Origin of the sequence: Streptomyces sp. NPDC049970 (assembly GCF_040660235.1) — a bacterium.
Lineage (GTDB): Bacteria > Actinomycetota > Actinomycetes > Streptomycetales > Streptomycetaceae > Streptomyces.
This window is the reverse complement of the sequence record NZ_JBFALP010000002.1, coordinates 200,844-216,729: the sequence shown is the minus strand read 5'-3', so window position 1 is coordinate 216,729 and position 15,886 is coordinate 200,844. Positions and strand designations below refer to the sequence as shown.

At 69.7% G+C, this 15,886-nt stretch carries 15 protein-coding genes; 8 read left to right on the top strand and 7 right to left on the bottom strand.

Annotation, left to right across the window (positions count from 1 at the left end):
• Positions 1-25: 25 nt before the first annotated feature.
• Both AB0I83_RS04315 and AB0I83_RS04310 read left to right on the top strand, forming a co-directional pair.
• Positions 26-1,132 carry a Gfo/Idh/MocA family oxidoreductase gene (locus AB0I83_RS04315; protein WP_356535630.1) on the top strand — a complete coding sequence of 369 codons (1,107 nt, stop codon included), beginning with the start codon at positions 26-28 and terminating at the stop codon, positions 1,130-1,132.
• The gene (locus AB0I83_RS04310; RefSeq protein WP_356535631.1) at positions 1,129-1,611 is read left to right on the top strand and encodes a heme-degrading domain-containing protein; all 483 of its coding nucleotides are present in this window, start codon (positions 1,129-1,131) and stop codon (positions 1,609-1,611) included. Before AB0I83_RS04315 ends, AB0I83_RS04310 begins: the two co-directional genes overlap by 4 nt.
• A 77-nt stretch (positions 1,612-1,688) precedes the next feature.
• Here the strand turns inward: AB0I83_RS04310 and AB0I83_RS04305 are convergent, their stop codons facing one another.
• From AB0I83_RS04305 to AB0I83_RS04295, 3 genes are all read right to left on the bottom strand, one after another.
• The gene (locus tag AB0I83_RS04305; RefSeq protein ID WP_356840987.1) at positions 1,689-2,549 is read right to left on the bottom strand and encodes a fumarylacetoacetate hydrolase family protein; all 861 of its coding nucleotides are present in this window, start codon (positions 2,547-2,549) and stop codon (positions 1,689-1,691) included.
• 127 nt (positions 2,550-2,676) lie between these two features.
• Entirely contained in the window at positions 2,677-3,447 is a 771-nt protein-coding gene (locus AB0I83_RS04300; protein WP_363303548.1) for a YidC/Oxa1 family membrane protein insertase, read from the bottom strand.
• An 88-nt stretch (positions 3,448-3,535) separates the two neighbouring features.
• Positions 3,536-3,871 carry a DUF6412 domain-containing protein gene (locus AB0I83_RS04295; protein WP_356535634.1) on the bottom strand — a complete coding sequence of 112 codons (336 nt, stop codon included), beginning with the start codon at positions 3,869-3,871 and terminating at the stop codon, positions 3,536-3,538.
• A 252-nt stretch (positions 3,872-4,123) separates the two neighbouring features.
• Here AB0I83_RS04295 and AB0I83_RS04290 point away from each other — a divergent pair, with 252 nt between their 5' ends.
• Entirely contained in the window at positions 4,124-5,131 is a 1,008-nt protein-coding gene (locus AB0I83_RS04290) for an SEC-C domain-containing protein (protein WP_363303547.1), read from the top strand.
• 217 nt (positions 5,132-5,348) lie between these two features.
• Positions 5,349-5,555: a DUF4287 domain-containing protein gene (locus AB0I83_RS04285; protein ID WP_363303546.1), complete on the top strand. Its 207-nt coding sequence runs from the start codon at positions 5,349-5,351 to the stop codon at positions 5,553-5,555.
• 7 nt (positions 5,556-5,562) lie between these two features.
• On the opposite strand, the gene AB0I83_RS04280 is transcribed toward AB0I83_RS04285, so the two are convergent.
• Positions 5,563-7,890 carry a SpoIIE family protein phosphatase gene (locus AB0I83_RS04280; protein WP_363303545.1) on the bottom strand — a complete coding sequence of 776 codons (2,328 nt, stop codon included), beginning with the start codon at positions 7,888-7,890 and terminating at the stop codon, positions 5,563-5,565.
• 414 nt (positions 7,891-8,304) lie between these two features.
• On the opposite strand from AB0I83_RS04280, the gene AB0I83_RS04275 reads away from it, so the two are divergent.
• The 3 genes from AB0I83_RS04275 (at position 8,305) to AB0I83_RS04265 (ending at position 11,018) form a co-directional block, all read left to right on the top strand.
• Entirely contained in the window at positions 8,305-8,757 is a 453-nt protein-coding gene (locus AB0I83_RS04275) for a very short patch repair endonuclease (RefSeq protein WP_363303544.1), read from the top strand.
• Positions 8,754-9,710: a DNA (cytosine-5-)-methyltransferase gene (gene dcm / locus AB0I83_RS04270; RefSeq protein ID WP_363303543.1), complete on the top strand. Its 957-nt coding sequence runs from the start codon at positions 8,754-8,756 to the stop codon at positions 9,708-9,710. The genes AB0I83_RS04275 and dcm overlap by 4 nt, the downstream gene beginning before the upstream one ends.
• 66 nt (positions 9,711-9,776) lie before the next feature.
• Positions 9,777-11,018, top strand: coding sequence for a DNA cytosine methyltransferase (locus AB0I83_RS04265; RefSeq protein WP_363303542.1), 1,242 nt, complete (start codon positions 9,777-9,779; stop codon positions 11,016-11,018).
• An 85-nt stretch (positions 11,019-11,103) separates the two neighbouring features.
• Here AB0I83_RS04265 and AB0I83_RS04260 read toward each other — a convergent pair whose 3' ends face one another.
• Genes AB0I83_RS04260 through AB0I83_RS04250 form a run of 3 tightly spaced genes read right to left on the bottom strand, consistent with a single transcriptional unit; the run spans position 11,104 to position 15,067 of the window.
• On the bottom strand, positions 11,104-12,009 hold the full coding sequence (locus AB0I83_RS04260; protein ID WP_363303541.1) for a DUF6339 family protein: 906 nt from the start codon (positions 12,007-12,009) through the stop codon (positions 11,104-11,106).
• Positions 12,006-12,983 (bottom strand): hypothetical protein, encoded by a 978-nt coding sequence (locus AB0I83_RS04255; protein WP_363303540.1) that lies wholly within the window; start codon positions 12,981-12,983, stop codon positions 12,006-12,008. The genes AB0I83_RS04260 and AB0I83_RS04255 overlap by 4 nt, the downstream gene beginning before the upstream one ends.
• The gene (locus tag AB0I83_RS04250) at positions 12,980-15,067 is read right to left on the bottom strand and encodes a helix-turn-helix transcriptional regulator (RefSeq protein ID WP_363303539.1); all 2,088 of its coding nucleotides are present in this window, start codon (positions 15,065-15,067) and stop codon (positions 12,980-12,982) included. The genes AB0I83_RS04255 and AB0I83_RS04250 overlap by 4 nt, the downstream gene beginning before the upstream one ends.
• A gap of 318 nt (positions 15,068-15,385) precedes the next feature.
• Here AB0I83_RS04250 and AB0I83_RS04245 point away from each other — a divergent pair, with 318 nt between their 5' ends.
• Positions 15,386-15,769 (top strand): hypothetical protein, encoded by a 384-nt coding sequence (locus AB0I83_RS04245; RefSeq protein WP_363303538.1) that lies wholly within the window; start codon positions 15,386-15,388, stop codon positions 15,767-15,769.
• Positions 15,770-15,886: the final 117 nt, after the last annotated feature.

Here is a 15,886-nt window from a genome sequence, read left to right as displayed (position 1 = left end):
CAACAGCGTTGCTTAAGTGGATCGCATGACTGCGAACGCTCCTCTGCGCGTCGGTCTCGTCGGCTACGGCCTGGCGGGTTCCGTCTTCCACGCCCCGCTGGTCTCCGCGACCGAGGGCCTCGTCCTCGACACGGTCGTCACCTCGAACGCCGAGCGGCAGGCGCAGGCCCGCGCCGAGTTCCCCGATGTACGGTTCGCGGCCTCGCCCGACGAGCTGTGGCCGCGCGCGGACGAGCTGGACCTGATCGTGATCGCCTCGCCGAACAGGACCCACGTGCCGCTCGCGAGGGCCGCGCTCGAGGCGGGGCTGCCGGTGGTCGTGGACAAGCCGATCGCCGGTACCGCCGCCGAGGCCCGCGAACTGGCCGCGCTGGCCCGGGAGCGGGGGCTGCTGCTCTCCGTGTTCCAGAACCGGCGCTGGGACAACGACTTCCTCACGCTGGCCGGTCTCGTCGAGGACGGCGCGCTCGGCGACGTACAGCGCTTCGAGTCGCGTTTCGAGCGGTGGCGTCCGCAGCTGAAGGGCGGCTGGCGCGAGTCGGGCGACCCGCAGGAGATCGGCGGGCTGCTCTACGACCTGGGCAGCCATGTGGTGGACCAGGCGCTCACCCTGTTCGGGCCCGCGGTGCAGGTGTACGCGGAGTCCGATGTACGCCGTCCGGGTGCGGCCGCGGACGACGACACCTTCATCGCGATCACGCACGCGAACGGCGTCCGCTCCCATCTGTACGTCAGCGCCACCACGGCCCAGCTCGGCCCGCGCTTCCGGGTGCTCGGCTCGAAGGCCGGCTACGTGAAGTACGGCCTGGACCCCCAGGAGGCCGCCCTGCGCGAGGGGGTGCGCCCGGCGGAAGGCGAGCCGTGGGGCGAGGAGCCGGAGGAGCTGTGGGGCCGGATCGGCTCCGGCGAGTCGGCGCTGACCGGGGGCGGCGATCCCGTCCGCACGCTGCCGGGCGACTATCCCGCGTACTACGCCGCGGTCTCCGCCGCCCTGCACGGCAGGGGCGGGAATCCGGTGACGGCCCTCCAGGCCGCCGCCACGCTGGACGTCCTCGAAGCCGCGCGCCGCTCGGCCCGCGAGGGCACGTCCGTCACCCTGATCCCCCACCACGACGAGGAGCGGCACGCATGAGCGCACCCGGTGTTCCGACCATCTCCGAGCTGATCGCGCAGGAGCGGCGCCTGACGCTGCCGCGTTTCGGCTACGACGACGCGTACACGCTGGGCGGCCTGCTGGTCACGCTGGCCCGCGAACGGCACGCGCCCGTCGCCATCGACATCAGGCGCGGTGGCCAGCAGCTGTTCCACGCGGCCCTGCCCGGTTCGAGCGCGGACAACGACGCGTGGATCGACCGCAAGCGGAAGGTCGTGGAGCGGTACGGCGAGAGCTCCTACCTCGTCGGCACGCGCTTCCGGGCGAAGGGCACCACGTTCGAGGAGTCCTCCCGCCTGGACCTGGATACCTACGCCGCGCACGGCGGGTCGTTCCCGATCGCGGTGGAGGGCGCGGGCGTGATCGGGACGGTCACCGTCTCGGGTCTCCCGCAGGCCGAGGACCACGCGCTGGTGGTGCAGGCCCTGGAGCGCTTCACGGCGCGGCCCCAGGAGTGAGGACCGGGCGCGCGAACGGCCGCCGGGGGTTGTCCCCGGCGGCCGTTCGCGTACGGGCGTAGGCCTCGGGACAGCCCTCAGGCGTCCTTGAAGTCCTGGCGCTGGCGGCCCAGCCCCTCGACCTCGAGCTCCACCACGTCCCCGGCCCGCAGGTACGGCTTGGGCTCGGGCGCGCCCATGGCGACGCCGGCCGGGGTCCCGGTGTTGATGACGTCGCCCGGGTAGAGCGTCATGAAGTGGCTGAGGTAGCGGACGACCTCACCGACCGGGAAGATCTGGTCGGCGGTGGTGCCGTTCTGCTTCAGCTCTCCGTTGACCCACAGCCTCAGGGGCAGCGCCTGCGGGTCCGGGACCTCGTCCGCCGTGACGAGCCAGGGCCCCAGCGGGTTGAACGTCTCGCAGTTCTTGCCCTTGTCCCAGGTGCCGCCGCGCTCTATCTGGAACTCCCGCTCGGAGACGTCGTGGGCGGTCGCGTATCCGGCGACGTGGCCGAGGGCCTCCTCCGCGGAGTCCAGGTACCGGGCGGTGCGGCCGATCACCACGGCGAGCTCGACCTCCCAGTCGGTCTTCCGGCTGCCGCGCGGCACGAGCACCGTGTCCTCGGGGCCGACGACGGTGTCCGGCGCCTTGAAGAACAGGATGGGCTCGTCCGGGATCGCCGCGCCGGTCTCGGCGGCGTGGTCGTGGTAGTTCAGCCCGATGCACACGATCTTCCCGATCCTGCCGACCGGCGGCCCCACCCGCAGACCGGCCGCGTCGAGCGGGGGCAGCACCTCGGGTGTGCGGGCCGCCTCCCGTACGCGCGCCAGTGCCGAGGCGTCGGCGAGCAGTTCGCCGTCGATGTCGGTGACGAGGCCCGAGAGGTCGCGCAGGGTCCCGTCCCGGTCAAGCAGTGCGGGGCGTTCCGCGCCCGCCGTACCCACTCGAAGCAGCTTCAACGGTCCATCTCCCCTTGGTCGAGGTCGAGCCCGCCGATGGGTTGCGGCCAGCGAAAGGCTCGTTCGATCCTCCAAGACATCGGATCACCCCGCAAGACCCTGTTCACACACTGGACCCCCGGGGGCCTCAGACGGCCGGGGCGAGGGCGACCTCCGGGGCGGGGGCCACGCGGTAGAGGAAGGCCCTCTCGACGGCGGTCCAGGTGGTGCTGGTGACGATGTACAGAGCGGCGGCGAGCGGCACGTAGGCCACCGAGAAGAGGGTCAGGAAGGACATCAGCGGCATCACCTTCGTCATCGCGCCCATGCCGGGGACGGGCTGTCCGTCGGGGCCCGTGGCCGGTGTGACCGGGTTGGCCGCCATCTGCCGCTTGGTGCGTCCGTAGTTGAACGTGGCGACGACCGCGACGACCACGAAGAGTGCCAGGTAGACGAGCCCCTGCCCGCCGAAGGGACCGCCGTCCGCGAGCGCGTCGTGCCAGCGCTCGCCGAGGGGAGCGCCGAAGAGTTCGTGGCCGAGCAGCGAGTTGGGGTCGCCGCCGATCCGCCGGCTGGAGAAGAGGTGGTACAGCAGGAAGAAGGCGGGCATCTGGAGCAGGCTCGGCAGGCAGCCGGAGAGCGGTGAGACCTTCTCCTGCGCATGGAGCTCCATGAGCGCCTTCTGCATCTTGTCGGGGCTCTTGGCGTGCTTCTTGCGGAGCTCGGCGATCTGCGGCTGGAGCTTGGTGCGGGCCTTCTGCCCGCGTGCCGCCGCCCGCGACAGGGGGTGCACGGCGAGCCGCACCAGGGCGGTGAACAGGACGATCGCGGCGGCGGTGGACGCGCCGTGGAAGAGGGGCTGGAGCAGGTCGGCGAATGCGCCGACCAGGCTCGCGAAAGCGGACATGAACGCGGACATGGGTGAGCCCTCCGGGGGGGTCTCGTCGTGCCGGGGAGTGTGGAACTCGGCAGGACGACCCGCGCAGAAGGGTCGTGAAGGGTGCCCTCTACGCGGCCGTCAGGAGGGCGGTCCCGGGCGCTCGGGGCCTGGTGCGGCCTCGGGCGTCGGGGTCGCGTTGCGGCAGGAACGCGGTGCGCTTCGCACGGTCGCGCAGGGCCGTCCGCACTCTCGTACGGGGCACGGGGCAGGCGCAGCGCGCACTGATGACGGAGCAGACGAGGAGTCCCGAGCCGGCGGTCGCGGCGAGCGCGACGGCGGCGGAGAGGCTGCCGCCCTCGGCGAGGGGCACATCGGTGAGGAAGGTGAGGAAGAGGACCAGGAAGGCGGCGGGGCGGAGCAGGCGGGCGACCGCGCGGCGTGCACGGTCCATGCCGTCGCTCATCGTCCCTCCCGTTCGCTCCGAGGCCGTTCGTGTCCTCCAGCCGTTATACACGATCGGGGTCGAGCGGCCGAAGCGGTCGCCCGGCCCCCGCAGGGTGCGGCTCACGGCGCCGCCGGGAGCGGGTCGGGCGCCGGACCGGGCCGCGTCCTTCCCGACACCGACGGACGTGCTCCGGGGTGGTCCTCGGCGCTCCACCGGCGCTCGTGCACGCACCCTCTCACCCCGGCCCGGTCCCGCAGTACCGTGTGCTCCATGCGCCCCGACACGCCTGCCGACCACACCACCGAAGCCGAGCGCCTGCTGCGCACCGCGGCGCAGTACCCCGAGGACCGCGAACCGCTGTTCCTCCAGGCCGCGGCCCATCTGGAGCTCGCCGGTGACCGCGCCCGCGCGACCACCCTCTACGACGAACTGCTCGGCTCCACCGAAATCACCATCGAGCACCCGCACCTGGTCAAAGCCCTCAAAGCGGCCAACCTCTGGGAGTACGGCCACGAGGCGGAGGCCCGCGCGATCATCGACGGCATCCGTACCGCGGGTCCGCTCGACGCGGCCCCGTGGGAGATCGCCGCCGAGACGCTCGAAGCGCACGACGAGCTGGAGTCCGCCCACGACTTCTTCTCCACCGCGTTGAAGCTGCTCCTCGCGCCGGGCGAGGAAGTCCCGTACTCCACCGAGTCGTTGCTGATCGGGCGGCACCGGGTGCGCAGGCTGATGGGTGTGGGCCACGACGCGTGGGACGAGCTGGCCGACGCCCTGCACACCTCCGCCGTACCGCTCGACGAACTGCACGACCCGAAGCGCCTGTGGTCCCTCGGCTCCTCGGATCCGGGCGAGCTACAGGCCGAGATCACCCGGCTCCGCGCCGAACTGGGCACCTACCGCACGGCGTTGTCCCGCCCGTTCCCGGTGGCGGTGCTGCGCTGGTCCGAGGCGGAACTGCGCGAACTCCTCGTCGCCTACCCGGAACTGGGCCAGGAGTACATCTCGCACCAGGACCATCTGGCGCGCCTGGAGGCCGCGTTGCGGGATCTGCACGCCGCGGGCACGCCGAATCTCGGCATCGTGACGGGCACGGTCCCCTCGTACGAGGCGTTCGCCGCGTCGGAGGCCGCGTCCCCGTCCGATCCGGACCTGCTCCCCCAGTACGCCACGACCCTGGCGGCCCGCGGCCGTGCGGTCCCGTGGCCCCCGGCGCGCAGCGCGGCGTGCTGGTGCGGCTCGGAGCGTACGTACCGTGACTGCCACGGGGCGGCCTGAGGAGCGCGCGTCCCCCCTCTCCGACGGGTGGGAGGCCGGGCGCCGACCGTCCTCCCACCCGCGGCCACGTCGCGCAGCGCGTTGCCCGACCCGTCGGGCGCCGCGGTGTCGTACCGCCGATGAGTTTCGCGCCGTCCGGCGGTCATACCCGCCGACGGATTCGACGACCGGCCCGTGGTACCAACCACGGCGGTCTCCACGGACGGGACACCACGACATGGCAGAGCCGGTGAAGGGCCCCGCGAGCTACTTCCCCTCCATCGAGAAGAAGTACGGCCGCCCGATCGCGGAGTGGAAGGACCTCATCCGCGTATCCCCGCTGACCAGGCACATGGAGATCGTCGCCTGGCTCAAAACCGAACACGGCATGGGCCACGGCCATGCCAACGCCCTGGTCGCGCACACACTCGCCGAGGGCAGGTAGCCCCGCCTCAGTCCTCGTGCCCGGGCAGCGTCTGCTCCGACCAGACGGTCTTGCCGTCGGGGGCGTACCGGGTGCCCCACAGCGAGGCGAGCTGGGACATGATGAAGAGTCCCCGCCCGCCCTCGTCCACCGCTCCGGCGTACTTCATGTACGGGGCGGTGGTGCTGCCGTCCCGGATCTCGCAGGTCAGGCCGCGGTCGAGAATCAGGCGCAGTTCGAGCGGCGGGCTGCCGTGGCGCACGGCGTTGGTCACCAGCTCGCTGACGATCAGTTCGGTCGCGTCACCGGTGTCGCCCTCCAGGTGCCAGTCGGCCAGCGTCCTGGAGGCGAGGCGGCGCGCGGTCGCCGGGGCCGTCTTGTCGTACGGCAGCTCCCAGGCGGCGTAGCGCTCCGGGGGCATGGCGTGGGTCCGGGCCAGGAGCACCGCGGCCCCCTGGAGTTCGTCGCTGTCGGGCAGGACGTAGGCGACCGCGTCGCACAGCTCCTTGAGCGGGCGGTCCGTGGGTGTCAGCGCCTGCCGCATCGCACCGGAGGACGGCTGGGAGTACGCCCGCAGCGCGTTGGTATGCAGCGCGAGCAGGCTGCCTTCCGGCAGCGAGAAGGAGACCGAGGCCACGGGGGCCCGGTCCGCGGTACCGAGCGGCGGCCCCACGGGCAGGCCGACGACGAAGGCCGCGCCGTCGGGCTCCACCACCAGGGGCGCGGGGTGGCCGGCCGATGCCAGGGTGCACTTCCCGGTGAACGGGTCGTACACGGCGTAGGAGCAGGTCGCGGCCAGCGGCTCCCGGTGCAGCGGGTCGCTCTGCGGCAGCTGGGTCCGCTCCTCGGCCAGCCTGGCCGCGGTGTCGTACAGCCGGGCCAGCAGCTCGTCGGGCTCCAGGTCGAGTGCGGCGAGGGCGTGCACGACGGTGCGCAGCTGCCCCATGGTGGTGGCCGCGTAGATGCCCCGCGTGGCGACCTCCCCGATGACGAGGGCGGTACGCGCCCCGGACAGTGCGATCGTGTCGAACCAGTTGCCGGCGCCGCCCCCGGGCAGCAGCAGGTGGTCGGTCTCCACGGCGGGCTGGGGCACCGGGCGCTGCGGCAGCAGCCGGCGTTGGAGGGCGCTGGCGATGGTGTACTCGTGGACGTAGCGGCGGGCGTTGTCGATGCCGAGCGCGGTACGGGACGCCATCGCGAGCGCCGCGGGGATGTCCTCCTCGGTGAACGGCTCGGAATCCCCGCACCGGTAGAGCGTCACCAGCCCCAGGATCGCCCCGCGCACCGTCAGCGGCACGAGCAGGAGCGTGTGGGCCCCGACGCGCTTGATGGAGGCCGCACGCGCCGGGTCGGCGTCGGCCCAGGGGATGTCACCCAGCGGAAGGACCCGGGCCCGCAGATCGGAGGCGGCCCGCTGGAAGGGGGTTCCGTGCGGCACCTCGCGGATGTCTCCGACCGGGTGGGCGGACTCGCTGCTGCCCGCGTACGCGGCGCGGCGCAGGGGAACGCCCCGGCCGAGCGGACCGGGCTCCGGTGTCGCGCCGCGCAGGACCTCGTCGACGACCTCGACCACGCCGACGTCCGCGTAGTCCGGGACCAGTGCTTCGACGAGGTCCCGGCAGGTGGCCTCGACGTCGAGCGTCCGGCCCACCATGTCCCGGACCGCGGTGAGCGCCGCCTCCCGACATCGCCGCCGCACGCGTTCGCTGACGTCGACGACGGCCACGGCGACCCCCAGCACCCGGCTGTCGGCGCTCTGCCGCGTCGGCCCGTGCTCCTGTAGCCGGAACGCCGTCAGGGAGAGCGTGCGGGACACCCCGGGCACACCGGCCGGGCGGGCCCGGAACGGCTGCTCGACACCTGGTACGCCGGTACGCAGGACCTCCCGGACGAACGCCTCCGCACGCTCCGGCTCCTCGAAGTCGCACACATCGAGGAACGGCCGCCCTCGCAGTCCCGTGGTGTCCTCCGCGTCGGCGGACGGGTCGCTGATCCGCAGGACGTCGAGCCCGGGGTCGAGCACGTGGACCCGCACGCGCGCCTGCGTGAACATCACGTCCAGCAACGCGGTCCCCACACCGCTGTCGACCTCGCCCACGCCGTCGCCGTCGCCGGACACCCTGCGCCCGTCGGTCTCCCAGAAGCCCCAGCCGGACCCCGCGAGCGGCGCGAGCCGCAGCCCCACCGCCGCCCCGGCGGCAGCGTCCGCAGCGCGCCGCCGGTCCCCCGCAAGTACGTCCATCACGTGCAGGCCCAGCGCATCCGCGGTCGCCGGACCGAAGCGCCGCTCGGCGGCCCGGCTCCACCCGGTGACCACTCCGGCGCTGTCCACGACCATCAGGGGCGCATCAGCCATGAAGCCAGCTCCTTCGCACCCTCACGGAGCCCGGGACGGGACCTCCCGCACTCGACAACGCCTACCGAGGCCTACCGAACCAGCATCGGCCCACGCCGCTGGGGCCGCGACCGGAGGGCGGGCGGGGGCGGGTGTGGTTCGGAGGACCTTGCTCGGAGGTGTGCGGGCGGCCTATTCGAGTTCGCCAGGCGGCCGGCCCGCAGGGTCACTTATCGGCCCCTGGCTGAATTCGCCAAGGATTCACCTATGTCGCATCTTTGCAATACGATCACATTCAACTACCAGACTTCGGGCCGCCTCCCCCACGTAGGCCCGTTCCGCAGGTGCGAGAACGCCTTCGTGCACGGCAGGAGACAGAGGGAATCCGGTCGTTGTCGATCGCGAGGAGACAGGGGCGTAGGAGACTTGAAGGTGATGAGCACCGCCGAACCCTCCTCCCCTGGCGTATCCGCGCGGATGAGCCGCCAGGCACGCCGCGACACCGCTCCCGAGGTGGCGGTCCGGAAGCTGCTGCACGCTTCTGGCTATCGCTATCGACTCAACGAGCGAGTGCCCCACATGTCCCGCCGGACGATCGACATCGCCTTCACAAAAGCCAAGGTCGCGGTCTTCCTGGACGGCTGCTTCTGGCACGGATGCCCCGCACATGCCACGCAACCGAGATCGAATGCGGAGTGGTGGCGGCAGAAGCTCGACCGCAACATGGCGCGGGACGTGGAGACGACGGCACACCTGGTAGCCGAGGGGTGGACGGTTCTGCGCTTCTGGGAGCACGAGCTCCCGGCGCAGGTCGCCGAGCAGGTTGCGAACGCCGTCGACAGCGAGAAGTCCGCGAGGCGGACCAGGCGAAAGGGTGGGGGCTCGTGAACGGATTGCGGTTCGTGGACGTATGCGCGGGGGCGGGTGGTCTGGCCCTGGGGCTCGAGCAGGCGGGCTTCGATCCGGTGCTACTGCTGGACAACAAGCCCGTGGCCTGCGAGACGCTCCGCCTGAACCGGCCGAAGTGGAACGTCCTTCAAATGGATCTTCTGGACTTCGACCCCGTCGAACATCCGAAAACCTATGACGTGGACCTGCTGTCAGCCGGTCCCCCGCGGGTGAGGTCGAGCGCAACCGTGGCCAGAACCGAGACGGACGAGGAGAAGCGGCTCCTCGAGGCGGCGGTTCTCCTCGCGCACGCCGTGCAGCCGCGCGCTCTGTTGATCGAGAACGTGCCCGGTCTGGTCGATGCCGAGGCGTTCGGACCGCTGCGCACCTTTATCCGTGAGGAACTGGAGCACCTCGGCTACCGGTTGCGTTGGTTCGTACTGAACGCGGCCGACTTCGGCGTTCCCCAGGATCGTAAGCAAGGGGTACTCGTCGCACTCAAGGCCCGACACTTCGATGCCTTCCGGCCGCCGACGCCCACTGTCGAAGCCCACGTGCCGGTGGGCAGGGCTCTACGACGCTCCATGTCAGCCCGTGGCTGGCAAGGCGCCGACGAGTGGGCGGCCCGGGCGATCAACGTGGCACCGACCCTTGTGGGCGGCTCCGACAATCGAGGAGGAGCCGATCTGGGACCGACGGGAACGAAGCAGGCGTGGGCGCGCATGGGGGTCAACGGAGCTGCTCTGGCCGATGAGGTACCGGGGCCCGATCGCGACAACAGCCTCGACATGGTCAAACTCACGGACTCGCAGGCCGCACTTCTGCAAGGGTTCCCGCACGAGTGGCAGTTCGCCGGCAGAAAGACGGCACGGTACCGCCAGATCGGACACGCTTCGCCTCCGCCCGTGGGCAGGGCGCTGGGGGGCGCCGTCGCGGACGCCCTACGCGCCTGATCGCGGGCACATCCCTCCGAACTCCAGGTGAAGTCGATCTTGAATCGCCGGCTACACTCCAACCCCATGACCCATGCACTCCACCCACCGGTTCGACGTGCGGATTTCCGCATCGTGGACTTGTTCGCAGGTCCTGGCGGCCTTGATATCGCGGCCACGGTCATGGGACTGGAAAGCATCGGGGTCGAGTGGGACGACGCGACCCGCGCGACGCGCAGGGCAGCCGGACTCCTGACCACTGCCGAGAAGGACGTCGCCGTACTGAGTGCGAGCGATCCACAGGTGAAGAACGCGACGGTGCTCACAGGCGGGCCGCCGTGTCAGTCCTTCTCCGTGGCCGGCAGCCGGAAGGGCCACAAAGCCCTGGAGGACGTGAAGCGTCTGGCAACCCGCCTGGTCGATCACGAGGATCTCGGTTCCTTCGAGGCTGCTTGGAAAGAGGTCAAAGCAGAGACCGACGAGATGTCGGACGAGCGCACCGGTCTCGTGCTCCAGCCGCTGCGCTGGGTCATGGAGGCCAAGCTGAAGCGGAATGATCCCTACGAAGTGGTTGTACTGGAACAGGTCCCCACCGTCCTGCCGGTATGGAAGCACTACGTCAAGCTCCTCAAGCGGGTCGGCTACGCCGCAGACGCCCATGTTCTGCACGCCGAGGACTTCGGCGTCCCACAGACCCGCAGGCGTGCCGTGTTGATCGCTCAGTGGGACCCGGAGAACGTGGAGCGGCCGGTGCGGTTTCCCGGCGCGACGCACCAGCGCTACCGCAAGGGAGTCGCTCGCCTTCCCACGGAGAACGATCCGCAGCGCGAGGCACAGGGGTTGCTGTTCTCTCCGGCCCGCAAGGGGAAGAGTGCGGTCGAGCCCTGGGTGGCCATGCAGGACGTTCTCGCCGGACGTCCACGCGACTTCGAGGTGGTCTCCAACTACGGATCGGGCGGTGACCCCAAGAACAGGGGCCGCCGCACATCCGAACAGCCTTCCGCGACGATCACGGGCAAGGTGCGGCGCAACCGTGTCTTCCTTCTGAAGGAGACGAGGTCCGGGCGCAAGGAGATCGGCGAGGAACTCGAGCGGCTGACCTTCGAGGAAGCAGGTCTGCTCCAGTCGTTCCCGAGGAAGTACCCCTGGAGGTCCACGGATGTGGCCCAACAGATCGGGAACGCGATTCCACCACTGCTTTCGCTGCACATCCTGTGCAGCGCGCTCCGACTCGGGCCCCCGAGCGACGACTTGATAAACAAGTTGGCTGCTTGGGAGCCTGAGCACACGAACGCTTCAACGGGCGAGATCTTCGCCGAGACCTCGTGAACCGACCCGGACTCTCGTGACAGGACCGACCGGATCCACCGATTGACGGTCATTCCTGGGATCTGCAGCCTTTCCGCGACGCGCTTCAGTCCTGTGCGGCCCCGGACCGAGTTCGGTCACGCAACGGTGCCTCTGCGGCGAACCGCTCGAACATCGCTGTGAGGACATCGCAGGAGGCGCGCCGAGCCGTGCCGTCGCTCGGACCTTCGGGAAGGCGGTCCCACGGCACTGCCGGAGCCGATTCCGCCGCATCGATCCAGTCGGCGAGGGCGAGGTGATCGGGGGCATCGTCCGGAGCGATCACCTCGTACATGAGTGTGCTACCAGCCACGTTGGCCGCTGTGCAGAACGCGTTGACCCGGTCTCCGAGTCGCGTGGCCCCCGTATCGGCGAGCCTTTCGAGGACCCGCACCAGAGCCAGGGCGGTGGGCTTGTGGTCGATGGCGGAGAGCCTGAGCGCGGTGTTGATCATGTCCTGATTGCCGCAGGCAATTTCCGAAGGGGTGTAATCGGAGCCGTCGCGGAACATCTCGGCGGCCCACCAGAGCCGGGAGAACGCCTGGCTGTAGTGGGGCCCTACGAATCTGGCACTGTTGACCTTCCTGGACACGCCGTCATCCAGCCCTCCACGCGGAAGATGTCGCCACAGGACGAAGTCCGGTGCCACGGCCAGAGCCAGGAAGTTCCACAGGCCGGGGTCAGCGGCCTCCGCACGGGTCATCCGCAAGGTCGCGTGCAGGCGAGGCGCCAGCCAGGCATCGGCATCGGTCCTCGCCGCGTCGAACCGCCGTATGGCCTCGTCGAGCAGCTCCCGTACCGGATCGACGCTCCACCGGGCGGACTCGCTCTCGATCGCGATGCCGGCCCGGAGTATCGCAACCTGCGGCAGGCCGTCCCGGCCGGCGCGTACCCCGTGGGTGAGGAAGGCCGTGGCGAGACTGCTCGGGAGCAGCGCTAGACGTTCCGGGGGCTCGATGTGGTAGCGGCTCATCGATGCGGACCTTCCTGGCTACGGTTGAGGGCGCGGATGGCCGCCGTCAGGTTCTTGGGCATCTGGCCTCTTCTCCCGGCCGCGTAGTGGATCCGCGACTGGATCTCCGCCCAGCCCCGACCGTCCCCTCGACGGTTGTGTGCCTCTGCCAGAGCCTCTGTGAGGGGCAGTCCGGGAAACACCTCAGGAAGCATCGAGCGCAGTACGGACTCCCGCCATCCACCGGGAAGGTGCGGCGTACCGTCCTCGTCGAACTCCAGCTCGCTCAGCGCGGAGTGGAACATGGTCGCCCACGCCTCGGCGGCGATCTGCGCGGCCACCAAGCCGGCGGTCGCCTTCTCCAGGGGACCACGGGCGCCGGACAGCAGCGCGGGAAGCCCTTCGAAGGATGTGTTGATCAGGACGGACGGCAGGTCACCGGTGGTATCGATCAGCCAGGGTGCGTCCATGAACTGACGCAGCCATTCCTGCGGCCCGTCCCGGAAGTCCCTCTCCAGGATGTCCAGATCGCGTTGTCTGGTGGGTGTGCGGGCAAGCAGGTCGACGACCCAGGGGGTGTCCGCCTTACCGAGGACCCGCCCGTCGACCCCTCCGTGGCTGCCGACCACACTCACTTCGAGGAGGGCCCGTGCCACGTGGCTGGAGCGGCGTACTCGCACCTCACCTCGCCAGTGGGTGTCGCCTCGCCGACGTTCCAGACGAGTCACCGTCCGGGTGTTGGTGGCCCCCTCGGTCAGTACGGCGACGCAACTGACCGCGGACCACGGCCCCTCGTCCAGTTCATCGGTGGGCAGCGAGACTTCCAGATCGAGGACGCCCTCGGTCCAGTCGTCCCGTTCGACCTGGTGGAGGGCGACCACCTGATCACGCTGGGAGATCAACGAGAGCCGCAGAGGCTTGCCGTCCATGCTCGCCCCTCGAACAGTGACCTCGATCTTTCCCACCAAGGTCGGGTACGCGTACACAGTGCTCACGCCGAAGTCTCCCGTGCCTGCTGGATGTCCACGATCACACCGGCCATGGCCGCGGCCACAGGGTGACTTCGGACGGCCGTGACTCCTCCGAAGCGTGCAGATCTCACGTCTGGATCGATGATCAGGCGGCCGTCGACGATCTGGCAGTTCTCCTTCGCCGACAGCTCCGCCCACTCCAACGAAGGGCGCCCACCTGATCGCACATCGAATTTGACCACGGGCAGCAACTGCCAGTGGTTGTCGCGCCGTGGAACGGTCAGTGTCACGTCCAAGGTCCAGGCCCCGTCGATGTCCACCTTCCCGGAGATCCGGTCCACGATCGGATGCCCCTGCCCACGGCGACCGCTCGCCACGGCGGGCGCATCGATACGCAGCAGCTTCCGAAGAACTTCAGGGCCGGACGAGTCCTGGCCGGAAGCCCGCCGACCGATCACGCCCCGCAGCGCCGCGTCCATCGCCGCGTTGAACTCGGTCAATCGGCGGGGCGCGTTGGCATAGGCGGCCGTGAGCTCCTCGGTCGTCCCCCACCTGTCGTGCTCCGGCGGCTCGGCGGCTCGAAGGAACGCCTCGGCGGCGCGTGTCGCCGGACCGTCGTCCCCTGTGGCGAAACCGGCCAGGAGAACGGCTTGGAAAGGGTCGACCCCCACGCCGACGCCACGGGGGGTGCGGGCCGTTACGGACATACGAGTACCGCGCATGCAGATGATGCGGCTGTGCCTCTCGTCCATGTCGGCAGCGGGCGTGACCAGGAGTACGGCACGGTGGTCGTGGCCTGCGGATCCGCGCCCGGCGGCCCGTGGCGGCGGAACGACGAAGGCCACGTCCGCGGCAGCGACCTGACCGGCCGCCGTCAGCTCTTCGACAGTCTCGCCGTCGATGTACGCCCGCAACGCGTGCACCAGTGCCGGGTGCCGGTCGAGCGGATCGACCCGCTGCTCGGGAACTACAACTTCACCGTTGCGAAGAGATTGGACGGATGCCTCGAGCATCGCCGAGGTCGAACGGCCCGAGGTCATGGCAGCCCAGAAATTGTCGGACAACGCCCGGCCCAGGGCCGCGTGCAGGTCCTCCAGGGTGTCGTTGCTCCCGGCCGCATCATGGGCACCGACGACAAGGAAGGAAGTTCCCGGATCGTCGCTGTCCCGTTCGAGCCGCAGTTCCGCGACCACTCGTTCATCGGCCCACCACGAGCGAGAGACACCTTCGTGCTCCTTCTCCGTGTCCGGCTCGCCGAGCCAGGCGGGGCCCGCGTAGGCAACTCCGTCGACCTCACGCCAGGGAAGGTCGAGCCGACCGACCACCCGTCGGGCCGTTCGCCCCTCGTAGGTTTCGGAGAGGGTGCTGTTGATCAGAACCAGTCCGAGCCGGCTGGCCGCCCACAGGGTGGCCTTCCCCAATCCGTAGGAGCCGCCTGCCCGATCACTGCTTTTGTGACTGTCGAGCTGCCGGCGAACCACGGCGGCGTAGCGACCGTCTCCGTACTCGGGTCCGGTCAGCCCCGAGGCGTTGTAGTCGTCAACCCGGAGTAGCAGGAGTGAAGACCCTTCACGTAGCGCGCGCAGCCCTTCGGCGAGAGCGCGACCGACCTTGTGCCGGGCCTGCGCAGCCGCCGCGTAGTGCGGCTCGAGCTGCTCCCATCTCAGTGCGGAGAGGAATGACTGGAGGTGCTCGCCGGTCAGTTCGTGCAAGGTGAAGCGCACCCGCACGGGGCGTTCCGGGTCAAGCCGCTCGTCCAGGGAGTTCTGTGTGACCTCTCGGGCCAGCACGGCCAAGTTGGCGTCGAAGGCGAATACGGCCGCGTTGCCGTACTCCCGACCACCGTCCTGATGAGCGACCCGGTGATACCAGCCGATCGGCCGATCCGATCCGGCATCGGCGTCCCTGGTGATCAGGGTGGCGACATCCGTTTCCAAGATCTTGGCGATCTCGACCATCAGCTCCGGCCTGGGTAGCGACCTACCGGTGACCCAGGCCGACACGGCGGCGCGCGTCAACCCCAGTTTCTTGGCGAAGTCCGCCTGCGATATGCCGCTGCGACGCAACTGGCGACCGAGCCAGACGCCGAAGCCCTCGTTGTCCTCCATCGAACCCACTCCCCTCGGTTCCGGGCAGAGCCACGGTAGCACTCGAATTTGACGCGAGGCGATTGTCAAAGGTTACTTGACATGAGACTCCGACTGGTGCGCCAGCATGGGGAGTTGAAGTCAAAAGATCATGACTGTCGGACCGTCAGATCCGGCGGATCGCGTGCTAGCGTTCAGCTCCACCAACTCCTGTTGCAACAGGGGCTGTTGAAGGAAGCGACCGTTCCGGGCAGGCCAGAGCTCTGCCCTCGGGTCGGTTGCACAGCACGCCATCCGGTCAAAGAGGACTCGTTGGCGTGACAAGGGAGGGGAACCCGCATGAGCAATGATGGTGACGACTGGATGGCATGGTTCATCGAGAAGTACGACAACGAGGAGGACCCTGACCTGCGGGCGGAACTCCTGATGTGTTTCGGCATCCACCCCCAGCTCCTGGCATCGGAGCGACAGCGCATCGCTCGCAACAAGAAGTCGTCCCCCACGGAGCAGCCCACCGCTCCCTCCGAACCTCGAGTGCCCCGAATGTCCCGTGCCACCCGACGCCCCGTCTCCCCTCGACACACCGGGAGGCCTCGCAACCATCAGGGCATCCGCAGTCGGAGGACCCGTACCACCACCACGCGGACCGTGACCGTGACGAAGACGACCGTCACGGGGACCACCGTCAATACCGTCACCACGGTCATCACCATCAACAGCTGATTCCCCTCGGCCTTCCCATCAGCTGCCCCACTGCTTCACCAGGGGTGCCGGCTCCACGTCGGCACCCCTGTTCCCCCCGCGCTTCCTCGGTTCGTTTCTCTCATTCGAGACAGGTGC